This window comes from Oerskovia sp. NPDC060338 (assembly GCF_042726295.1).
Lineage (GTDB): Bacteria > Actinomycetota > Actinomycetes > Actinomycetales > Cellulomonadaceae > Oerskovia > Oerskovia merdavium.
Genome location: NZ_JBHXCQ010000018.1, coordinates 55,978 through 78,470 on the forward strand (window position 1 = coordinate 55,978; position 22,493 = coordinate 78,470).

Sequence of the window (22,493 nt, forward strand, 5' to 3'; positions counted from 1 at the left end):
ACGGGCTCAGCCCGCGAGGCTCGTGGCACGCGCGGCCCGGTAGGCACGCTGCACGGTCGACTGCCCGACCACGCGCGTGCCCTGGTACACGACGAGCGACTGCCCCGCGGCCACGCCGCGCAGCGTCTCGCCCGTGAGCTCGACCTCCATGCCGCCGCCCTGCGCGGGCGCCGCACCGGACGCGTCCGCCGCAGGCCCGACGACGGCACGCGCCCGCGCCGGGACCGGCGCCCCGTGGGCACGCACCTGGACGGTCGCCTCGAACCAGTCCGACGCGGCCCGGGTCCCCTCGCCGGGCTCCGCCCCGTCGTGGGTGCCCGAGACCGACGCCGCCCGGTCCCAGCCCGCGGCGGCGAGGACGTCGTCCGCGAGCCACACCGACCGGTCCCCCACGATCCGGTCGACCGTGAGCAGCTCCGCGGGCCCCACGACGACGCGGTTGGACACCGGCTCGACCTCGAGCACGTAGCGCGGCTTGCCGTCGGCCGCGGGACGCCCCAGCGCCAGGCCCTTGCGCTGGCCGACCGTGAACGCGTACGCCCCCTCGTGCTCGCCCAGGACCTCGCCCTCGGTGTTGACGATCTCGCCCGTGCGTGCTCCCAGGCGCGACCTCAGGAAGCCCTGCGTGTCGCCGTCGGACACGAAGCAGATGTCGTACGAGTCGGGCTTGTTCGAGACGGACAGCCCGCGCCGCTCGGCCTCCTCGCGCACCTCGTCCTTGGATGCGAAGCCGCCCAGCGGGAAGATCGAGCGGGCCAGCCGCTCGGGCCCCATGACCGCGAGCACGTACGACTGGTCCTTGGCCTCGTTGGGCGAGCGGTGCAGCTCGCGGACCGTACGGGTCACGGGCTCGCCGTCGGGCCCGGTCTCCGTGACCTCGCGCGTGACGACCTGCGCGTAGTGGCCCGTCGCGACCGCGTCGAAGCCGAGCGCGGTCGCCTTGTCGAGCAGCGCCTCGAACTTGATGTGCTCGTTGCAGCGCACGCACGGGTTGGGCGTGCGCCCGGCCTCGTACTCGGACAGGAAGTCCGCGACGACCGTGTCCTCGAAGCGCTCCGAGAGGTCCCACACGTAGTACGGGATGCCCAGGACGTCGGCCGCGCGGCGCGCGTCGCCCGCGTCCTCGATCGAGCAGCACCCGCGCGACCCGGCGCGGAACTGCTCACGGTTGCGGGACAGGGCCATGTGTACGCCGACCACCTCGTGGCCGGCCTCGACGGCCAGTGCGGCCGCGACGGCGGAGTCCACCCCGCCGGACATCGCTGCCAGGACTCTCATGCAGGCCTCCTCGTCGTGCTGGTGGTGGTGCTGCTGACGCCCCGGCTCGTGCCCGCCGAGGACGCGAGACCCGCGGCCTGCGCGCGCGCCACGACCTGGGGCAACGCGTCCAGGAGCCGCTGCACGTCGGCGTGCGTCGAGGTCGCACCGAGCGAGAACCGCAGCGCACCGCGCGCGTCGTCCTCGGGCACCCCCATCGCGAGCAGGACGTGCGAGGGCTGCGGGACCCCGGCCTGGCACGCCGAACCCGTCGACGTCTGGACGCCGGCCGAGTCCAGCAGGTACAGCAACGAGTCTCCCTCGCAGCCGGGGAACGTGAAGTGGGCGTTGCCGGGCAGGCGCCGCGACGGGTCGACCAACGGGTCCGGCCCCCGCAGGACCGCGCCGGGGACGGCCGCGCGCACGCCGCGCACCAGCTCGTCGCGCAGCTCGGCCAGGTGCTCGGCGCGCTCTGCGCGCGCCCCGACGGCCTCGGTCACCGCGACCGCGAACGACCGGATGGCCGGGGTGTCGAGCGTGCCCGAGCGCACGCCGCGCTCCTGCCCGCCGCCGTGCAGCACGGGCGTGAGCGGCAGCCCTCGCTTCGCGAGCAGGGCACCCACGCCCACCGGCCCGCCGAGCTTGTGGCCTGTGAGGGTCAGGGCGTCGAGCCCGCTCGCGGTGAAGTCCACCGGGACCTGGCCCACGGCCTGCACCGCGTCGGAGTGCACGGGGATCCCGTACGGGCGCGCGATCTGCACGACCTCCTGGACCGGCTGGATCGTCCCGACCTCGTTGTTGGCCCACATGACCGAGATCAGCGCGACCTCGTCCCCCTTGGCCGCGAGCTCGGCCCGCAGGGCGTCCAGGTCGAGGCGCCCCTCGTCGTCGACGGGCAGCAGGACGATCTCCGCGCCCGTGTGCTCGGCCATCCAGAACGCCGGGTCGAGCACCGCGTGGTGCTCGACCGCCGAGACGAGGATGCGCCGCCGCCGGGGCTCGGTCGTGCGACGCCCCCAGAACAGGCCCTTGATCGCGAGGTTGTCCGACTCGGTGCCTCCCGCGGTGAAGATCACCTCGCTGGGGCGCGCGCCGAGCGCCGCGGCCACGGCCTCGCGCGACTCCTCGACGACACGGCGCGCTGCCCGTCCCGCCGAGTGCAGCGAGGACGGGTTGCCGGTCGCCGTCAGCTCCGCGACGAACGCCTCGATCGCCGCGGGAGACATGGGGGTCGTCGCGGCGTGGTCGAGGTACGCGCCGGCACCGGGCGCGGCAGGGGTGGAGGTCATGGGGCGATCACAGTCGTCCAGTCTACGAAGGGTTCCTGGGGCTCGCTGTCACACGGTCGCCGAGGGACGTCCCGAGGCCCCTCGGCCGACCTGTGGGACCGCGCTGGACAGCCCAGGAAAACGCGATATCTTGACAGATGCCCGATCGTCCTCGGATCGACGTCCTCGGCTCGTTCCCCGCCGTGGACCGCCCCCGGGACGCCTTCACGCGGTTCCCCCTCAGACTCCCCTCCTCACCCTGTGAGAGTGCCACACCCCATGCCCGACGACGCCGCGACCACCACCGTGGTCCGCTCACCGGAGGACCCGCGCGCCCACGCGAGCGACCGGCTGGGCTGGGCGCAGCTCCCCGCCGAGCTGCGCGACGAGATCGAGGCGACCATGAACGCCCGGGTCGTGGAGGAGATCAGCGTCGTGAGCGGCTTCAGTCCGGGCATGGGCTCGCTCGTGCGGCTCTCGACGGGCGACCAGGTCTTCCTCAAGGCTGCCCGCACGCTCGACGCGCCCGAGTGCGCCGACCTGCACCGGGCCGAGGCCAAGATCTCGGTGCGCCTGCCCGCAGCCGTCCCCATGCCACGCTTCCTGTGGGGCCACGGCGACGGTGACTGGATCGTGCTCGCGTACGAGGCGATCGACGGCTACCCGCCCCGCGTCCCGTGGGACCCCGCGGTGCTCGGTCGCGTGCTCGAGACCCTCGACGACCTCGCGCGCGTCCCCGGCGCACGCCAGATCCCCCTGCCGCCCGCCGGCCCCCAGCTCGCGTCGGCCGCGATCGGCTGGGGCCGCGTCCAGCGCGAGCCGTACCAGCACCTCGAGCACGTCTCGCCCTGGGCGGCACAGCACCTGGACCGGCTCGTCGAGGCCGAGCTGGGCGTGCTCGTCGCGTGCGAGGGCGAGTCGATCGTCCACGGCGACATGCGGGCCGAGAACCTCGCCGTGACCGACGACCAGGTCTACGTCCTCGACTGGCCCTACGCCATGCGCGGGGCGGGCTGGCTCGACCTCGCCCACCTGCTCGTCACGGTCGGCGCCCAGGGCGTCGAGGGCGTGTTCGAGCCCGTCGACGTCGAGGTCCCGTGCGACGGAGGACCACCGGTCGTGCACTGGGACGACGCCGAGCGCGCCGGAGCCTGGCTCACGGCCGTGTTCGACGACCACCCGCTGGGCGCCGAGGTGCACCCCGAGGACCTGCGCTCGATCGTCGGCGGGTTCGCAGGATTCTCCCTGGACACCGCCCGTCGCCCCGCTCCCCCGGGCCGGCCGTGCCTCCTGGACCGCTCCCTGGGCCGGGCGCTCGCGGGTCTCGCCTGGCTCGAGCACCTCGGACTCTGACCCGCTCCAGGGACCTCGCACCGGCGCGACCCCGCCCCCGCGACCCGCAGCACCCCCGGGCGCACGCACGCCCCGGCAGGCGAGCCTGCCGGGGCGTGCGTCGGTCGTGCGGGTGGTCAGCCCTTGTGCTCGCGGATGACCTTCGCCGCCTGCGGCAGCACCTCGGCGAGGTCGCCGACGACCGCGAAGTCCGCGATCTCGAACAGCGGGCAGTCGGAGTCGTTGTTGACCGCGACGATGACCTGCGAGGCCTGCATGCCACCACGGTGGTGCGGAGCCCCCGAGATGCCCGCACCGATGTACAGGCGGGGCGCGATCGTCACGCCGGTCTGGCCGATGAACGTGTCGAACCAGCCCTCGTAGACCACGTCGCGGGTTGCGCCCACGGCCGCGCCGAGCGCGTCCGCGAGCTCCTCGATCGGAGCGAAGTCACCGTCGGTGCCGCGCCCGCCGGCCACGACCGACGCTGCCTCGGCCAGGCTCGGGCGCCCGCCCTCGACGACCGGCTTCTCCTCGCGCGAGACGACCGTGACCCGCGTGGCCGATGCCGGGACCTCGACGGGGAACCCGATGACCTCGGTCGCGACCGAGGACTCGGCAGGCTCCGGCACGACCGAGTTGGCGCGGACCGTGAAGACCGCGACGTCCGTCGAGACCTCGCACGCGGTGTCCCACGAGCCTGCGAAGACCCGCTTGTAGCCCACCGCCTTGCCGTCCTCGGCACGGACCGCGGCGGCGTCGATCACGAGGCCCGCACCGAGCTCGTACGCGAGGCGTGCGGCGGCCTCCTTGTTGGGGAAGGTCGCCGAGAGCAGCACGACGTCGGCGTTCGCACGGCGCACCGCGGTCGCGAGCGTCTGCGAGACGACGGCCGTGAGGTGCTCGGCGCCGGGGCTCAGGGACGTGGGCAGCTCGGCCTGGAGGACCGTGTCGACGCCGTAGGCGCCGAGCTGGGCGAGCGTCGTGACGCTCGGGCTGCCGAGCGTCACCGCCTTGGGTCGCCCGAGGCTGCGGGCGATGGTGAGGAGCTCGAGGGCCGCGGAGCGCAGCTGCGTCTCCGGGGAGTCGAGCAGGACGAGGACGTTGGTGGTCACGGTGTTCCCTCTCAGACCAGCTCGTTGCGGATGAGGAACTCGGCCAGTGCACGGCCGCCCTCGCCCTTGTCGACGACGACCTCGACCTCGGGGCGCGGCGGGCGCGGCGTGGCGCTGAGGATGTGCGTGCGCGCACCGGCGTCGCCCACCGTGGCGGGGTCGATGCCCAGGTCCGCGAGGCTCCAGACCTCGATGGGCTGGGTGCGCGCGGCCATGATGAGCTTGAAGTTCGGGAAGCGCGGCCAGTTCGCGTGGTCCGTCACCGAGACCACCGCGGGCAGCGGTGCCGAGAGCACCTCGAGCGCGTCGTCGAGCTCGCGCGTGACCTGAGCGGTCCGTGCGTCGGCGTCGACCTCGAGCTTGCCCGCGAGCGTGAGCTGCGGCAGGTCGAGCTCGGCCGCGAGCAGCACCGGGACGACGGACCCCAGCCCGTCGAGCGCGGCCATGCCCGTGACGACCAGGTCGACCGGGCCCTCCTCCTCGAGCTTGCGGATCGCGGCGGCCAGCGTGCTGACGGTGCCGAAGTAGTCCGAGCCCGCGAGCGCCTCGTCGCTCACACGCACCCCGCGTCCGACGCCCATCTGGTACGCCTTGCGGATCGCGGTGTCGGACTCGGGGCCGGCCATGGTCAGGACGACGACCTCGGAGGACGACTGCTCGTCCTCGGGCAGCGACTCGACGATCTTCAGGGCGGCCTCGATCGCGTTCTCGTCGAGCTCGTTGAGCGTCCCCTCCTCCGACGAGCGCACGACGCGGCCCTCGTCGAATCGACGGTCGGCGTGGATATCGGGAACATACTTGACGGCGACGACGATCCTCATCGTGATGAGCTCCGTGGGTGGGCGACGGTGGACCCGGGACGAACCCGCACGCCAGGTCCCCTCGCGAGGACGCGGCACAGTCGAAACCCTACCGGGCAGCGCCCCGGCGCCGGGTGAGATCTTGCGCACGACCACGTGGTGAGCACGAACCGTCCACGACCGGGCCGCACAATGGAGGGGTGCAAGCGCTTGCCCCCACCCCCCGCCCCCGCCCCTCGCACGGCCCGGTCCCGCCGCTCGGCGTGCACCTCGCAGGAGACGGCGTCGACGTCGCCGTGCTCGCGTCGCACGCGAGCGCCGTCGACCTGTGCCTGCTCGACGTCTCCCCCGACGGTGAGGTCCACGAGCGGCGCGTCGCGCTCGACGGGCCGAGCTACGGCGTCTGGCACGGTCGTGTGCCCGGCGTGCGCGAGGGGCAGCGCTACGGCTTCCGCGCCCACGGTCCTTGGGATCCCGCCGCAGGTCTCCGGTACAACCCCGCGAAGCTGCTCCTCGACCCGTACGCGCGCGGGCTCGTGGGCGAGCTCGACGAGGACCCCTCGACGCGCGGGCACGTGACCGAGCGCGACGCCTCGGGAGCGCTCGTCGGCGACCCGGGCGGTCCGGCCGACCCGCGCGACTCCGCGGCCCACGTGCCGCACTCGGTCGTCGTGGCCCCGCGCACGAACCACCCGCCCGTGCGTCGGCCGCAGGTCCCGTGGGCCGACACCGTGCTGTACGAGGCGCACGTGCGCGGCCTGACCATGCAGCTCGAGGCCGTGCCCGAGCCGCTGCGCGGCACCTACGCGGGGCTCGCTCACCCGGCCTCGATCGCGCACCTCCGGGACCTGGGTGTCACGACGATCGAGCTCCTGCCGATCCACGCGTTCCTGTCGGAGCCGCACCTCGTGGCCAAGGGCCTGACCAACTACTGGGGCTACTCGACGGCCGGGTTCTTCGCCCCGCACGCGCCGTACGCGACGCGGGCCGCGCAGGAGGCCGGGCCGGGCGCCGTGGTCGACGAGGTCCGCGGCATGGTCCACCTGCTGCACGAGGCCGGGATCGAGGTCGTGCTCGACGTGGTCCACAACCACACGTGCGAGGGCGGGGTCGACGGGCCCCACCTGTCGTGGCGCGGCCTCGACAACCCCGTGCACTACCTGCACGACGGCGCGACCCCGGCCCGGCTGGCCGACGTCACCGGGACGGGCAACAGCCTCGACTTCCGGCGCGCCCGCGTGGTCCAGGCGGCGCTCGACTCGCTGCGCTACTGGGCCCAGGAGATCGGGGTCGACGGCTTCCGGTTCGACCTCGCGGTGACCCTCGGTCGCAGGCCGAGCGGGTTCGACCCCGACCACCCGTTCCTCGTCGCGCTCCAGACCGACCCCGTGCTGAACGGGCTCAAGCTCATCGCCGAACCGTGGGACGTAGGCCCCGGCGGGTGGCGGACCGGGCAGTTCCCCGCCCCGATGGCCGAGTGGAACGACCGCTTCCGCGGCGCCGTGCGCCAGTTCTGGCTCGCCGACCCCCGTGAGGCCTCGCACGGGCGCCAGGGCCAGGGCGTGCGCGAGCTCGCGACCCGCCTGGCCGGGTCGGCGGACCTGTTCGGGCACAGCGACCCGCCGCTCATGCGCGGGCCGGTCGCGTCGATCAACTTCGTGACGGCCCACGACGGCTTCACGCTCGCCGACCTCGTCGCCTACGAGCACAAGCACAACGAGGCCAACGGCGAGGGCAACCGGGACGGCAGCGACGACAACCGGTCCTGGAACCACGGCATCGAGGGACGGCTGCAAGACGAGGAGGCCGTGCTCGAGCACGGGGGGTTCGAGCCCGGGCTCGTGATCGCTCCCCTGCGGCGACGCTCGATCCGCAACCTCATGGCCACGCAGATCCTGGCCGCGGGCACCCCCATGCTCACGGCGGGCGACGAGATGGGCCGCACGCAGCGGGGCAACAACAACGCCTACTGCCAGGACGGGCCGCTGTCCTGGGTGAGCTGGGACCTGTCGCCGTGGCGCAAGGACCTGCTCGCGACCACGACGCACCTGCTCGCCCTGCGTCGCGAGCACGCCGCGCTGCGCAGCGACGCGTTCTTCCACGGCAGGCCGCGTCATGCCGCCGAGGACGCTGTCCCGGACCTCGCGTGGTTCGACTCCGCCGGGCGTCCTCTCGACCACGACGCCTGGCACGACCCCGGCTTCCGGGTCCTGCAGATGCTGCGCACGGGCCCGGACGAGGGCGACCGGGACGTGCTCGTCGTGGTCAACGGTGCGCTCGACACGGTCGAGGTCACGCTCGCCGAGGTGCCGGGGCGCGGCGGGGCTGCGGGTTGCGCCTGGGAGCTCGCGTGGGACTCCGACTGGGAGCACCCCACCGAGGGCGAGCACGGGGGCGAGGGCACCGAGGGCGCCTCCGCCGACCAGGACCCCGCTGGCAGGACCGGCGCGCAGCCCGTCCTGCTCGAGCCCCTCAGCATGCAGGTCTACCTCTCCGCTCCGCAGCGCTGAGGTAGAGGTCCGGCGTCGGGGTAGAGGTCTCGGGACCACCACCTCGACCACCTCGACGCCGGGCCACCTCTACCTCGCGAAGGGACACGGGGTCTAGTCTCTGCGCATGAGTGACAACGACGTCAGCATCCCCGACCCGACCGCAGCCCGCCCCGCCCGCGGGAGCGCTACCAGCCCCGGACCTGCCGGCTCCGCCGAGGTCATCGTCGTCGGTGCGGGCCTGTCCGGGCTCGTCGCCGCGACCGAGCTCACCGCGGCGGGCCGTCACGTGATCCTCCTCGACCAGGAGCCCGCCGCGAGCCTGGGCGGGCAGGCCTTCTGGTCCTTCGGCGGTCTCTTCCTGGTCGACTCGCCCGAGCAGCGCCGCATGGGGGTCAAGGACACCCCCGAGCTCGCCCTCGACGACTGGCTCGGCTCGGCGCAGTTCGCGCCGGGCGCGGCGGACGGCACCGGGCCGGACCGCTGGGGCTACGCCTGGGCCAGAGGGTTCGTGGACTTCGCGGCGGGGGACATGCGCTCGTGGCTGCACGACAAGGGCGTGCGATGGTTCCCGCTCGTCCAGTGGGCCGAGCGGGGCGGGTACCCCGCGGGTGGCCACGGCAACAGCGTGCCCCGGTTCCACGTCACCTGGGGCACCGGTCCCGGCATCCTCGAGCCCTTCGTCCGGGCGGCGCTCGACGCCAGGGAGGCCGGTCTGCTCGACATCCGCTTCCGGCACCGCGTCACCGAGCTCGTCGTCACCGACGGCGCCGTCACGGGGGTGCGGGCGGAGATCCTGGCCGACGACCCGGTCGAGCGAGGCGTGCCCTCGGTGCGCGACGTCGTGGGCGAGGTCGAGCTGTCGGCGAGCGCCGTCGTCGTCTCCTCCGGGGGGATCGGCGCGAACCACGACCTGGTCCGCGCGAACTGGCCCGCGGGCGCTGGCGTCCTGCCCGAGCGCATGCTCTCGGGCGTCCCCGACTCGACCGACGGTCTGATGCTCGGCGTCACGCGCGACGCGGGCGCGGCCCTGGTCCACGAGGACCGCATGTGGCACTACCCCGAGGGCATCGCGAACCACTCGCCCGTGTGGACCCACCACGGCATCCGCATCCTGCCCGGACCCTCGTCGCTGTGGGTCGACGCGCACGGCCACCGGTTGCCCGCCCCGCTCTTCCCGGGGTTCGACGCCCTGGGCTCGCTCCAGCACGTCACGGGCCGCGCCGACGACCACTCCTGGTTCGTGCTCAACAAGGCCATCATGGAGAGCGAGTTCGCGCTGTCGGGCTCGGAGCAGAACCCCGACCTCACCGGCCGGAGCGTGCGGCTGCTGGCACAGCGGGTGCTGCCCGGGGCGGTCGGTCCCGTGGCCAGGTTCGCCGCCGAGTCGCCCGAGTTCGTGTGGGGCGCGAACCCGACCGAGCTCGCCGCCGGGATGAACGCCCTGACGGCCGCGACCCCCGGGTCGCAGGGGCACATCGACGCGACCGAGCTCGAACGGCTGGTCCGGCTGCGTGACGACCAGGTGCGCTCGGGGCTCGGCAAGGACCACCAGGTCGTGGCGACGGCGATGGCCCGCAAGTTCTTCGTCGACCGCGTCATCCGCGTGTCCCCGCCGCGCCCGCTCACGACGCCCAAGGACGGGCCCATGCTCGCGGTCCGGCTCTCGGTCCTGACCCGCAAGACGCTCGGCGGGCTGCACACCGACACCGACGGCCGCGTGCTGCGCCCTGACGGCTCGGTCTTCGAGGGCCTGTACGCCGCCGGCGAGGCCGCGGGGTTCGGGGGCGGCGGCGTGCACGGTCACCGGGCGCTCGAGGGGACGTTCCTCGGCGGGTGTCTCTTCTCGGGACGGACCGTGGGGCGCGCGCTCGCGCGGAGCCTGTAGGGCCGGGGACCGGGGCGGCACGCCTGGAGACGGAGGACCGCTCCCGTCACCAGTCCGCGGGCATCTGCACCGGGTCGTCCGGGCTCACGCGCGACGCGCGGAGCCCGGGCACCTCGAGCAGCGCCGCGACGAGCTCCTCGCTGCCCCCGAGGTCCGTGGACACGGTGTCGAGCTCGGTGCACACGAACCACGACCGGTCGTCCGGCCACCACAGCGTGGGCGACTGGCGGAGCGACGCGAAGGCTGCGGCCTGCGCGAGCGGCCCGTGCCACAGGTGGTAGCCGCGGTACGGCAGCTCGAGCATCGGTGCCGCAGGCCGCTCGACCTGGTGCGCGTCCCGCAGCGCTCGCACCCGGGCCTCGGCCTGCGCCTGCGCGAGCGCGAACGAGGACCCCGGCGCGTCCCCCTCACCCACGTCGTCGATCCCGAACGAGAGCAGGGCGAACGACGTCGAGTCCTCGGGACGGGTCGCATGGTCGTACAGCCACCCGTACCCGGTCCACAGCGCGAAGTGGCACACCTGGTCGCCCGTGAACGGCGCGAGGGCGTCGAGCAGCAGGTCCATCTGCTCGGGTCCGGTCCGCTCGCTCCGTCCCAGGTAGAGCGACCCGATCCCTTCGTCCTCCTCGGCCCACGCGGGCACGTCGGGGATGCGTGCATAGGCGGCATAGCCCGACGGGACGCACGCCCCCACGGTCCCCCACTCCCCCAGAAGGGGCCCGATCCAGGCCCCGGCCGACGCGTCGCCGTCCCACGCGACCCCACCGAAGGGCGGGGGAAGGTCGGGGAGGTGAGCGGCGTCGTCGGGCATGAGGCGAACGTAGCCGCGGCGAGGGCGCCCGGCCGGCGGACCGCCCTGCCGGTACGCTCCCGGCATGAACCTGCCCGACGGCGCCGCTCCCCCCGGTCCCCCGGCCGGCGGTCCGGGCGTGGACCGGCTCGACGTCGCGGGCTGCGAACGCGTCCTGCGACGCAACGGCCTGCCCCTGCTGCTCGAGGACCACTCGGCGCGCCGTGACGTGTTCGGGCGCTCGGCGCCCTTCCTCGTGGTCGTGCTGCTGCTCGAGCTCACGGGCGCCCTGAACGGCGGGTGGACCTGGTGGGCCAACCTGCTCGCCGTGGCCGGGGGCGCGGTGCTGATCGCCGCGGCCTACGCGGGGCTCAACGTCCTGCGCGGACGGCACTGGTCGACCCTGCCGCAGGACGTCGGCGGGCCCGAGCTCGCGTTCTTCGTGCTCGTGCCCGCCGTGCTGCCCGCGGTGTTCGGGGGTGCGTGGGGCGCCGCGCTCGTCACGGCCGGCGGCAACCTGCTGCTCCTGGGGCTCGTGTGGGTCGTGGTCGCGTACGGCGTCGGCTCGTCGCTGTGGTGGGGGCTCGCACGGATCGTCGACGAGCTCGGGGCGTCGCTGATGCGGCTCGTGCGGCTCCTGCCACTGCTCATGGTGTTCTCGCTCGTCCTGTTCTACAACGCCGAGGTGTGGCAGGTCTTCAGCCGGACGGGCGGGGCCGCGGGGGTGATCCTGGGGACGTTCTTCGCGGGGCTCGTCGTGCTGTTCGTGGGGCTGCGCCTGCCGACCGAGGCGCGGAACGCGCTGCGCACGGCCGCGGACGGGGTGCCGGGCGCCTCGGACCTCCCACCGCTGACCCGCAGCCAGCGGTTCAACGTGGCCGCGATGATCGGCCTCTCCCAGCTCCTGCAGGTGCTCGTGGTCAGTGCCGGGATGGGCATCTTCTTCGTCGCGCTCGGGACGCTGACCGTGACGCCCGAGGTCATGGACCTGTGGGGCATCGACGGGCAGCGCGTGCTCCTGACGTTCGACCTGTCGGGGAGCCCGCTCGTGGTCACGCAGACCCTCGTGCGGGTGTCGGTCGCGATCGCGACGTTCACCGGTCTGTACTACGCCATCTCGGTCCAGGTCGACGCGGTGTACCGCGAGGAGTTCGTCGAGGGGATCGGGGAGCAGCTGCGCGAGGTGCTCGCGACGAGGGTGCGGTACCTGGGGCTGCTGAGGGGTGCGACCGCGTCTGACGTCGAGGCGGAGGGCTGACGTCGGGGTACAGGCCTGACGTCGAGGTACAGGCCTGACGTCGAGGTACAGGCCTGACGTCGAGGTACAGGCCTGACGTCGAAGTAGAACCTACTGCGCGAGGTAGAACGCGCTGCGCACTACTTCGAGCAGGACGTTCTACTTCGCCGCCCGGTTGTCCACAGATTCCCGGGCACCTCGCCTGGCGCCGCCGATCACCGGCACGCTGAACGACATGGCACGAGCAGAGTCCGGCCGTCAGGTCCCTCCCGCGCTGCGCTACGAACCAGCGACCCGGGCACGGCTCGAGCGGAGCCGACGTGATGGACAGGTGGTCCGTGTCCGCCCGGGCGTCTACCTCCCGCTCCCGACCGGCGACGGGCCCGCACGCCGCCGCGAGGCCGAGGTGCTCGCGAGCGTGCGAGGGGTCGTGGAAAGGTTGGGCACCTCCTACTGGCTGAGCCATGAGACAGCGGCTCTCCTGTGGGGGTGCTGGACCTGGCGGCTCAGGCGACTGGTCCATGTGACCCAGCTCGCGAATCCCAGCGTGCGCCGCGACTCCGACCCGACCACCCGACGTCACTGGACCGCGTTGCCCGAACGCGACCGGCACGACCTGGACGGCGTCCCGGTCACGTCCCTGGAGCGGACGGCGGTCGACTGCGCCCGTTCGCTGCGGCCCGCCAGCGCCCTGGTCATCGCCGACTCTGCGCTGCGGCTCGGTGCCGAGGTCCCGTTGCTCGAGACGATCCTCGACGAGTCGGCGGGAAAGCGCGGGGTGATCCAGGCGCGGCAGATCCTCCGGATTGCCGACGCCCGGTCGGAGTCCCCCGGCGAGACGCTGTTGCGTTGGGCCGCTCTCGACGCCGGTCTCCCGTCACTCGTCCCCCAGTACTCAGTCGTCACCTGGCGCGGCGAGTTTCGACTCGACCTCGCCTGGCCCGAGCTTCGCATCGGGCTCGAGTTCGACGGCATGGTCAAGTACGCCGGCGGCATGGGCGACCCCGGGGAGAGCCTGCTCGCCGAGAAGTTGCGTGAGGACGCGCTCAGAGAGGCGGGGTGGACGATCCTTCGCGTGACGTGGGAGGACCTGAAGGACCTGGAACGCCTCGCGGGTCGGCTCCGTACGGCCAGGAGGCTTGCCCGCGAGCGGGTGAAGTAGAACGTGCCGCGTGAAGTAGAACGCAGGGGGTTCTACTTCACGCGGCACGTTCTACTTCGGCAGCACAGCCGGTCAGGCGTTCGCGACCAGCCCCAGCTCCGCGACGCTCGCGAGCCCCTCGTGCTGAGGCACGATCCGCACGGTGTACCCGAACGGGCCCGACGCCTCGAGCCGCACCGACCCGGCGAACGCCGCCCGCCCCGCCTCGTACGTCTCGGCGAGCTCGAGCGGCTCGGCCGTGAAGGTCTCGATCACGTCGGCCTCGGTCACGCGACCGTGGACGACCTGGACCTCGACGTCGCCGGGCTGCAGGTCGCCGAGCGACACGTAGGCCTTGACCGTCAGGAGGTCGCCGACCTGAGGCACCTCGCGGATTCCGCTCGACTCGACGTGGTCCACACGCACGCGCGACCAGTCGCCGCGCACGTGCTGCTTCCACGCCGCGAGCTCGCGCGCGGGCTCGAACCCCGGGGCGTTGAGCGTGCGCCCGGCGACCGCAGCCGGCCCGTACAGGCGGTGCACGTAGTCGGCGACCATGCGCGTGGCCTGGACCTTGGGTCCCAGGGTCGCGAGCGTGTGCCGCACCATCTGGAGCCAGCGACCGGGGACGCCCCGCTCGTCACGGTCGTAGAAGCGCGCGGCGACCTGGGTCTCGATGAGGTCGTAGAGCGCGGCGGCCTCGAGGTCGTCACGACGCTCGGTGTCTTCGACGCCGTCGGCCGTGGGGATGGCCCAGCCGTTCTCGCCGTCGTACCACTCGTCCCACCACCCGTCGAGGATCGACAGGTTGAGCCCGCCGTTGAGCGCGGACTTCATGCCCGACGTGCCGCTCGCCTCGAGCGGGCGCAACGGGTTGTTGAGCCACACGTCGCAGCCCGGGTAGAGCGACTGCGCCATGCCGATGTCGTAGTTCGGCAGGAACACGATGCGGCCGCGCACGTCGGCCTCGTCGGTGAACCGGACGAGCTGCTGGATGAGCCGCTTGCCCTGGTCGTCGGCGGGGTGGGACTTGCCGGCGACGATGAGCTGGACGGGCCGCTCGGGGTCGAGCAGCAGCGAGCGCAGGCGCTCGGGGTCGCGCAGCATGAGCGTGAGCCGCTTGTACGTGGGGACGCGACGCGCGAACCCGATGGTCAGGACGTCGGGCGAGAGCGCGTCGTCGACCCAGCCGAGCTCGGCGGGGCTGGCCCCGCGCTCGCGCCAGGACCTGCGCAGCCGGTTGCGGGCCTCGTCGACCAGCTGCCCGCGCAGCTCGCGGCGCATGTCCCACAGCTCGGCGTCGGTCACGGCGTCGGGGTTCAGCCAGCCCGACGACGCGGAGTCGGCCGTGAGCTCGTCGAGGCCCAGCTTCTCGGCCTCGAGCGCGGCCATCCTGGGGTCGACCCACGTGGGCGAGTGCACGCCGTTGGTCACGGACGTGATGGGGACCTCGCGCGAGTCGAAGCCCGGCCACAGCCCGTTGAACATGCCGCGCGAGACCTCGCCGTGCAGGAGCGAGACGCCGTTGGCGCGCCCGCCCAGGCGCAGTCCCATGACGGCCATGTTGAAGACCGTCGGGTCGCCGCCGTCGTAGTCCTCGGCACCGAGCGAGAGGACCTGCTCGACGTCGATCCCGGGGATCTGGTTGTCCCCGCCGAAGTACTGCGAGACGAGGTCGCGGCCGAACCGGTCGATGCCCGCGGGCACGGGGGTGTGGGTCGTGAAGACCGTCGCGGCCCGCACCGCCTCGAGGGCCGCGTCGAACGTGAGGCCCGCGCCGGTGACGAGCTCGCGGATGCGCTCGACGCCCAGGAACCCGGCGTGCCCCTCGTTGGTGTGGTAGACCTCGGGCTCGGGGGCCCCGGTCAGGCGCGACCACAGGCGCAGCGCGCGCACCCCGCCCACGCCGAGCAGCAGCTCCTGCTGGAGCCGGTGCTCGCCGCCGCCGCCGTAGAGGCGGTCGGTGACCTTGCGAGCGGCCTCGTCGTTGCCCGGCACGTTGGAGTCGAGCAGCAGCAGCGGCACGCGGCCGACCGCCGCGACCCACACGTGCGCGTGCAGCACGCGCCCGCCGGGCAGGTCGATCGAGACGCGCGCGGGGGTGCCGTCGTCCTCGCGCAGGATGGTCAGCGGGAGCCCGTCCGGGTCGAGCAGCGGGTAGGTCTCGACCTGCCAGCCGTCACGCGTGAGGGACTGGCGGAAGTAGCCGGCGCCGTAGAGCAGCCCGACACCCACGATGGGCACGCCCAGGTCGGACGCGCTCTTGAGGTGGTCGCCCGCGAGGATGCCGAGCCCGCCCGAGTACTGCGGCAGCACCGAGGTGATGCCGTACTCCGGGGAGAAGTAGGCGATCGCCGCGGGGAGAGCCTCGCCCCCTGCGACCTGCTGCTGGTACCAGAGGGGGTCCTGGAGGTACCGGTGCAGGTCGGCGGCGGCCGCGCGCACGCGCTCGACGAAGCCGTTGTCGGCTGCGAGCGCCGCGAGCCGGTCCGGTCCGAGCGCTCCCAGCAGCGCCACGGGGTCGCGCTTCACGGAGTCCCACAGCTGCGGGTCGATCCCCGAGAAGAGCTGGCGCGTGGGGGCGTGCCAGGACCAGCGCAGGTTGAGGGACAGCTCGTCGAGGTCGTGCAGCTCGGCGGGCAGGACGGTGCGGACGGTGAAACGTCTGATCGCTCTCACGGGTCCGACAGTACGCAACAGTCGGTCGCCGCACACCCCCTGCCCACCACCTCCCTGTAACGCTTGCATGAACTTTCACCCGCCCGCCGAGCGGCGAGCGCGTGGAGGTTCGGCGCCACACCCGCTCTGCGGGTGCCGCTCACGGCCCGCGCTCGATACCTTGTGCAGGTGCCTGAGAACCTCGCGACCCCCGCGACCGCCCGCCCGAACGCGTCCGCCGGCGCCTCCTCGACCGTGTCTCCCCGCAGGACGCGCACAGCGCCCCCGACGGCACCCCGACCGGTGCCCCCGATGCCGGTCCGCGAGGCTCCCCCGGTCACGCCGGCCGCACCGATCGGTCGCATCCCGGTCGTCGACGTATCCCCCGTCGTCGAGGGGGGCCGCTGGCCCGCCAAGGCCGTGGTCGGCGAGGTCGTCCCGGTCGAGGCCACGGTGTTCCGCGAGGGGCACGACGCGGTCGCGGCGACCGCGGTGCTCGTCGCCCCCGACGGCAGCGACCACTCGTGGGCGCACATGGTCGACGTGGCTCCGGGTCTCGACCGCTTCCGCGCGACGGTATCGCCCGACGCGCCGGGGGCCTGGTCGTTCCGCGTCGAGGCGTGGTCGGACCCGTACGGCACGTGGGCGCACGACGCCGCGATCAAGGTCGCGGCGGGCATCGACGTCGAGCTCATGCTCGCCGAGGGTGTCGCGCTGTTCGAGCGCATCACGGCCCTGGCGGGCCTCAGCCCGCAGGACGCGAAGACCCTGCACGACGGCGCGGCCGCCCTCGCGGACCCGTCTCGCCCTTCGCCGGCCCGTCTCGCGGCAGCCCTGTCGCCCGAGGTGCGCGACGCCCTGGCCCGCACGCCTCTGCGGGACTTCGTGACGCCGTCGGGCACGTACCCGCTCGTGGTGGACCGGCCGCTCGCCCTGGCCGGTGCCTGGTACGAGATGTTCCCCCGCTCCGAGGGCGCGCGTCGCCTCAAGGACGGGACCTGGCGGTCGGGCACGTTCACGAGCGCCGCCCGGCGCCTGCCCGCGATCGCCGCCATGGGTTTCGACATGGTCTACCTGACGCCCGTGCACCCCATCGGGACGACGCACCGCAAGGGCCGCAACAACTCGCTGACCGCGCTGCCGGGCGACCCGGGATCGCCCTACGCGATCGGCTCGAAGGACGGCGGGCACGACGCGATCCACCCCGAGCTCGGCAGCGAGCGCACGTTCAAGGCGTTCGTGAAGGAGGCCCGTCGCCTGGGCATGGAGGTCGCGCTCGACCTCGCGCTCCAGTGCTCGCCCGACCACCCGTGGGTCACCGAGCACCCCGAGTGGTTCACGACCCGCGTCGACGGCTCGATCGCCTACGCCGAGAACCCGCCCAAGAAGTACCAGGACATCTACCCGCTGAACTTCGACAACGACCCCGCGGGCATCTACGCCGAGGTGCTGCGCGTCGTGCGGGTCTGGATCGCGCGCGGCGTCACGGCGTTCCGGGTCGACAACCCGCACACCAAGCCGCTCGAGTTCTGGGAGTGGCTGCTGGCCGAGGTCCGTGCCACCGACCCCGAGGTGATCTTCCTGTCGGAGGCGTTCACCAAGCCCGCGATGATGCACACGCTCGCGCGCATCGGGTTCCACCAGTCGTACACCTACTTCACGTGGCGCAACGAGAAGACCGAGCTCGCGGAGTACCTCGCCGAGGTCTCAGGACCCACGGGGTCCTACATGCGTCCGAGCTTCTGGCCCACGACGCACGACATCCTGCCGCCCTACCTCCAGCACGGCGGGGTCGCCGGGTTCGCGGTGCGAGCCGTGCTCGCGGCCCTCGGCTCGCCCACCTGGGGGATCTACTCGGGCTACGAGCTCGTCGAGAACGTGCCGCGTCCCGGGGTCGAGGAGCAGATCGACAACGAGAAGTACGAGTACAAGCCGCGCGACTGGGCGCTCGCGCAGGAGATCGGGATCTCGACGCTCCTGACGCGGCTCAACGAGGTGCGCCGCGAGCATCCCGCGCTGCGCCAGCTGCGCAACCTCACGATCCACCCGACGAGCAACGACCAGGTCCTCGCGTTCTCGCGCCACCTGCCGGCACGCGTGGCACCGGACGGGACGCCCGAGCCCGCCGACACCGTGATCGTGGTCGTCAACCTGGACCCGTGGGGCACGCAGGAGTCCATGGTCCACCTCGACCTCGCGGCCCTGGGCGTACCCGCCGAGCACGGGCAGTTCGTCGCGCACGACCTCCTGAGCGGTGCCTCGTACGGGTGGGGGCAGGACGTGTACGTCCGGCTCGTGCCGCAGGAGCAGGTCGCGCACGTCATCCACGTGGGCGCGCCATGACCGCACCCCCGTACCTGCCGCCCGCCGGGGGGCAGGTACCGTCCGCCACGTCGGGCGGGGTGCCGGGCGGCGTCCCGGGTGGCGCCGCCCGGGACGGCCACGCGGCTGGCCCTGCTCCCGTCGCGCCCGCGACGGCCCCGGCTCCCCTGCCCGTGGGTGCGCTGCCTCCCCGGCGGCAGCCGGCCGCGCCGCTGGCGCAGCGCGCGGGACTGTCCGACGACCCCTCCTGGTACCGGACCGCGGTGTTCTACGAGGTCCTGGTCCGCGCGTTCTCGGACTCGTCGGGCGACGGCTCGGGAGACCTGCGCGGGCTCATCGACCGGCTCGACTACCTCCAGTGGCTCGGGATCGACGCCCTGTGGCTGCCGCCGTTCTATCCCTCGCCCCTGCGGGACGGCGGGTACGACGTGGCCGACTACACCGCGATCGCGGGCCAGTACGGGTCCATGTCCGACTTCACCGAACTCATCGCCGAGGCCCACTCGCGCGGCATCCGGATCGTGATCGACCTGGTCATGAACCACACGAGCGACCAGCACCCGTGGTTCCAGGCCTCGCGCGCCGACCCCGAGGGTCCGTACGGCGACTTCTACGTGTGGAGCGACGACAACACGCGCTACCAGGACGCCCGCATCATCTTCGTGGACACCGAGACGAGCAACTGGACGTTCGACCCGGTGCGGCGACAGTACTTCTGGCACCGGTTCTTCTCGCACCAGCCGGACCTCAACTTCGAGAACTCGCGCGTCGCGGACGCCATGCTCGACGTGACGCGGTTCTGGCTGCAGGTGGGCGTCGACGGGTTCCGGCTCGACGCGGTCCCGTACCTGTTCGAGGCCGAGGGCACCAACTGCGAGAACCTGCCCGAGACGCACCGGTTCCTGCGGCGGGTGCGCGAGATGGTCGACACCGAGTTCCCCGGCCGGATCATCCTCGCCGAGGCCAACCAGTGGCCTGCGGAGGTCGTGGACTACTTCGGCACCGAGGAGGAGCCGGAGTGCCACATGTGCTTCCACTTCCCCGTGATGCCGCGCATCTACTACGCGATCAAGGACCAGCGGGCCAACCAGATCGTCGACATCCTGCGCGACACCCCGCCCATACCGGCGGGCGCCCAGTGGAGCACGTTCCTGCGCAACCACGACGAGCTCACGCTCGAGATGGTCTCGACCGAGGAGCGCGCGTCGATGTACGGGTGGTACGCGCAGGACCCGCGCATGCGTGCGAACGTCGGCATCCGCCGCCGTCTGGCTCCGCTCCTGGACAACTCGCGCAAGGAGATCGAGCTCGCGCACGCGCTGCTCCTGTCGCTGCCCGGCAGCCCGTGCCTGTACTACGGCGACGAGATCGGGATGGGCGACAACATCTGGCTGCCCGACCGCGACGCGGTCCGCACGCCCATGCAGTGGACGCCGGACCGCAACGCGGGCTTCTCGACCGCCGACCCGGGCAAGCTCTACCTGCCGCTCATCCAGTCGCTCGTGCACCACTACGGCTACGTCAACGTCGAGGGCCAGCTCGCACAGCCGACGTCGCTGCTGCACTGGGTCCACGGGATGCTCGCGGTGCGCCGCCTGCACCCGGCGTTCGGGGACGGGGAGCAGGTCACTCTGACCAGCGACAACGACGCGGTGCTCGCGTTCCTGCGTCGCAACGAGGCCGAGACGATCCTGTGCGTCGCGAACCTCGCCTCGACCGCGCGCACCGCCACGATCCACCTGCCCGAGCACGCCGGGGCGACGCTCACCGACGTGTTCGGCGGCGCACCGTTCCCTCCGGTGGGCGAGGACGGCGACGTCGTGATGACATGGGGTTCGAGGGACTTCTACTGGCTCACGGTGTCGTAGACGCTGACGCCCGTGGCGTCGTGGACGCCGACGTGGGCGGTGTCGCGGCGACCGGGCCGGCAGCCCTCACCCTGCACGGCAGAAGGAGCTGACGTGGTCCCGAAGACCGTCTCGTCCCCGCCCGTCGCGTCCCGCCACGGACCGCTCGGGTCGGCGCAGCGTGCCCCGGTCCCGGACGCACGCCTGCTGGGCCTGCTCGACACGTGGTTGCCGACCCAGCGCTGGTACCCGGTCAAAGGGGTGGCGGTGCGTCACGTCCCGTGGCTGAGCTTCGCGCTCACCGACCGCTGCGCGCTGCACCTGCTGCGCGTCGAGGGCGAGGGGGTGGACCTCGTGATCCAGGTCCCGCTCGTGCTCACGCCCGCGGGCCGGCTCGCGGCATCGGGCGAGCCCGCCTCTCCCGACGCCGGGTCCGGCGCGGGCGCCCAGGACGCGGCTCGTACGCCCCTGCCGGGCCTGGTCGGCTTCGTGCCGGGCCCGCCCGCCCAGCCCGGCGACCCGCTCGGCGCTCCGCTCGCGGTGCACGACGGCGCCACGCACCCCGACCTGTGGGTGGCTCTCCTCGCGGTGCTCGAGCCGGCCGAGGGTGCCCGTGCGGGAGGACCCGGCGAGCACCCGGACCTGACAGGAGCCCGGACCGTCGGGGGCGAGCAGTCCAACACGTCGGTGATCCTGCCCGGGGTCGTGGGTGGCTCGATCCTCAAGATCCTGCGGACCGTCGCGATCGGCGCGCACCCCGACGTCGTGGTCCCGGACGCGCTCGCCCGGGTCGGGTGGACGGGCGTCCCTCGCCCGCTCGGCTGGGTCGAGGCCTCGTGGGACGCGGTCGACGTCCCCAGCCCGTCGGCCGGACCGGGCGGGTCGGGTCCCGGGCCGTCGGCCGGGGCGACCGCCCGGACGGCGCACCTCGCGATCCTCAGCGAGCTCGTGACCGACGCCCAGGACGGGTTCGAGCTCGCGTGCGCCTACGCGTCCCAGGACCGCTCGTTCGCCGACCTCGCGGCCGAGCTCGGTGCGACGCTCGCGAGCATGCACGGCGCGCTGCGCGTGGCGCTGCCGACCGGGCCACCGCTCGAGGCGGGCTGGCTGCTGGGCGACCTGCGCCGTCGGGCCCGTGAGGCCTGTGCAGGCTCGCTCCCGCTCGCCCGGCGCGCCCCGCTCGTCGAGGCGTTCCTCGACCAGGTCGGCGAACGCCTGGCTCGCGACGACGCTCCCCCGCCCCTGCTCCAGGCGATCCACGGCGACATGCACCTGGGCCAGGCCCTGCACGCGCGCGGCGCCGGCTGGAAGATCCTCGACTTCGAGGGCGAACCCCTGCGGCCCGTGTCCGAGCGCACGCGCCCGGACCTGCCGCTGCGCGACGTCGCCGGGATCGTGCGATCGCTCGACTACGCGGCCGCGGTCGGCGGTGCCCGCTCACCCCGCTGGACGACGACGGCGCGCACCGCGTTCGTCGAGGGCTACCGGCGGGCCGTGGGCGAGGACGACGGGACCGCCGGGCTCTCGGTCGCGACCACCGAGGCCCTCCTGCGGGCGCTCGTCCTCGACAAGGCGCTGTACGAGGTCGTGTACGAGTCGCGCAACCGGCCCGCGTGGGAGCCGATCCCGCTCACGGCCGTGGACCGGCTGCTGGGCGGGCGATAGGCGAGCCCTGAGGTCCAGGAGCCGGGACGTCGTTCGGCCGCTCGAGGTACTTCACCGCGACCGTGGCGATCTGCGAACCCTCGATGACGACCCGTGACCACGCGCGATCGAGGTTGAGCGGGGCGCTCCCCGGGCGCGTGACCGACAGGTGCCCGCTGAGGACGATGGCACGCGCGCCCTCGCGCGCGTCGGCCGAATAACGCTCGATCCAACCGCGCCAGCTCGTCCCGTCGACGAGATCGACCTGCGCGAAGCACATCGTCCCGGCCGGTCGGTCGGTCCGGAACGTGTCGTACCACTCGGTGCTCCCGCTGAGCGTCGCGACGCTCCCGTCCCTGGTCCGGCGTCGCTTCCAGATCCCGTCGACCACCAGGGCGAGCAGGCAGGCCGCGACGGTGGAGATCGCGAGGACTCCCAGCGCACGGAACGCGTTCGCCCAGGCGTAGGCGCTGTCCGCGCTGAACCTCAGATAGTCGAACCGAAGGAGCGGGAGATGCCAGGCAGCCCAGGCGACCAGTGCACCGAACGCCGTGAACCCCAACGACGCGAGGGTGATCCGACCGGCCTCTTCGAACGCCGACTCCTGCGTGGTGACCCGCCACGATCGAGCGCGCAGGTCGAACAACAAGCCCGGCGCTGCGAGGAGCAGGAACAGGAGCAGCCCGGTCCACCCGTCCACGACCA

The 22,493-nt window shown here is 73.2% G+C and carries 15 protein-coding genes; 8 read left to right on the forward strand and 7 right to left on the reverse strand.

The genetic code is table 11. The annotated features are described in order from the left end of the window. Positions 1-6: 6 nt before the first annotated feature. Positions 7-1,278, reverse strand: coding sequence for a tRNA 2-thiouridine(34) synthase MnmA (gene mnmA / locus ACFWGN_RS19780; protein WP_377619304.1), 1,272 nt, complete (start codon positions 1,276-1,278; stop codon positions 7-9). Next, on the reverse strand, positions 1,275-2,546 hold the full coding sequence (locus tag ACFWGN_RS19785) for a cysteine desulfurase family protein (RefSeq protein ID WP_377619306.1): 1,272 nt from the start codon (positions 2,544-2,546) through the stop codon (positions 1,275-1,277). The genes mnmA and ACFWGN_RS19785 overlap by 4 nt, the downstream gene beginning before the upstream one ends. Before the next feature lie 246 nt (positions 2,547-2,792). On the opposite strand from ACFWGN_RS19785, the gene ACFWGN_RS19790 reads away from it, so the two are divergent. After that, entirely contained in the window at positions 2,793-3,878 is a 1,086-nt protein-coding gene (locus ACFWGN_RS19790; RefSeq protein WP_377619308.1) for a phosphotransferase, read from the forward strand. A 116-nt stretch (positions 3,879-3,994) separates the two neighbouring features. Here ACFWGN_RS19790 and ACFWGN_RS19795 read toward each other — a convergent pair whose 3' ends face one another. Then, positions 3,995-4,972 (reverse strand): electron transfer flavoprotein subunit alpha/FixB family protein, encoded by a 978-nt coding sequence (locus ACFWGN_RS19795; RefSeq protein WP_377619310.1) that lies wholly within the window; start codon positions 4,970-4,972, stop codon positions 3,995-3,997. An 11-nt stretch (positions 4,973-4,983) separates the two neighbouring features. Beyond that, positions 4,984-5,793: an electron transfer flavoprotein subunit beta/FixA family protein gene (locus ACFWGN_RS19800; RefSeq protein WP_191799930.1), complete on the reverse strand. Its 810-nt coding sequence runs from the start codon at positions 5,791-5,793 to the stop codon at positions 4,984-4,986. Between the two features lie 179 nt (positions 5,794-5,972). Between ACFWGN_RS19800 and glgX the strand changes: the two genes are divergently transcribed. Continuing rightward, entirely contained in the window at positions 5,973-8,282 is a 2,310-nt protein-coding gene (glgX, locus tag ACFWGN_RS19805) for a glycogen debranching protein GlgX (RefSeq protein ID WP_377619312.1), read from the forward strand. A 106-nt stretch (positions 8,283-8,388) separates the two neighbouring features. Then, complete coding sequence (locus ACFWGN_RS19810) at positions 8,389-10,149, forward strand: FAD-binding dehydrogenase (RefSeq protein WP_377619314.1); 1,761 nt, start codon at positions 8,389-8,391, stop codon at positions 10,147-10,149. Between the two features lie 46 nt (positions 10,150-10,195). Here ACFWGN_RS19810 and ACFWGN_RS19815 read toward each other — a convergent pair whose 3' ends face one another. Further along, positions 10,196-10,960 (reverse strand): hypothetical protein, encoded by a 765-nt coding sequence (locus ACFWGN_RS19815; RefSeq protein ID WP_377619316.1) that lies wholly within the window; start codon positions 10,958-10,960, stop codon positions 10,196-10,198. A 64-nt stretch (positions 10,961-11,024) separates the two neighbouring features. On the opposite strand from ACFWGN_RS19815, the gene ACFWGN_RS19820 reads away from it, so the two are divergent. Beyond that, a complete protein-coding gene (locus ACFWGN_RS19820; protein WP_377619318.1) occupies positions 11,025-12,197 on the forward strand; it encodes a hypothetical protein in 1,173 nt (390 codons plus the stop codon). Between the two features lie 571 nt (positions 12,198-12,768). Continuing rightward, on the forward strand, positions 12,769-13,338 hold the full coding sequence (locus tag ACFWGN_RS19825; RefSeq protein WP_377619320.1) for a hypothetical protein: 570 nt from the start codon (positions 12,769-12,771) through the stop codon (positions 13,336-13,338). 72 nt (positions 13,339-13,410) lie between these two features. Here the strand turns inward: ACFWGN_RS19825 and glgP are convergent, their stop codons facing one another. Beyond that, a complete protein-coding gene (gene glgP, locus ACFWGN_RS19830) occupies positions 13,411-15,996 on the reverse strand; it encodes an alpha-glucan family phosphorylase (protein ID WP_377619322.1) in 2,586 nt (861 codons plus the stop codon). A gap of 291 nt (positions 15,997-16,287) precedes the next feature. Between glgP and ACFWGN_RS19835 the strand changes: the two genes are divergently transcribed. The 3 genes from ACFWGN_RS19835 (at position 16,288) to ACFWGN_RS19845 (ending at position 21,809) form a co-directional block, all read left to right on the forward strand. Continuing rightward, the gene (locus ACFWGN_RS19835) at positions 16,288-18,318 is read left to right on the forward strand and encodes a maltotransferase domain-containing protein (RefSeq protein ID WP_377619352.1); all 2,031 of its coding nucleotides are present in this window, start codon (positions 16,288-16,290) and stop codon (positions 18,316-18,318) included. Then, positions 18,315-20,165: a maltose alpha-D-glucosyltransferase gene (gene treS / locus ACFWGN_RS19840; RefSeq protein WP_377619324.1), complete on the forward strand. Its 1,851-nt coding sequence runs from the start codon at positions 18,315-18,317 to the stop codon at positions 20,163-20,165. The genes ACFWGN_RS19835 and treS overlap by 4 nt, the downstream gene beginning before the upstream one ends. A 93-nt stretch (positions 20,166-20,258) precedes the next feature. Continuing rightward, positions 20,259-21,809 (forward strand): aminoglycoside phosphotransferase, encoded by a 1,551-nt coding sequence (locus tag ACFWGN_RS19845; RefSeq protein ID WP_377619326.1) that lies wholly within the window; start codon positions 20,259-20,261, stop codon positions 21,807-21,809. On the opposite strand, the gene ACFWGN_RS19850 is transcribed toward ACFWGN_RS19845, so the two are convergent. Then, complete coding sequence (locus ACFWGN_RS19850; RefSeq protein WP_377619328.1) at positions 21,775-22,488, reverse strand: DUF6338 family protein; 714 nt, start codon at positions 22,486-22,488, stop codon at positions 21,775-21,777. The genes ACFWGN_RS19845 and ACFWGN_RS19850 overlap by 35 nt on opposite strands. Positions 22,489-22,493: the final 5 nt, after the last annotated feature.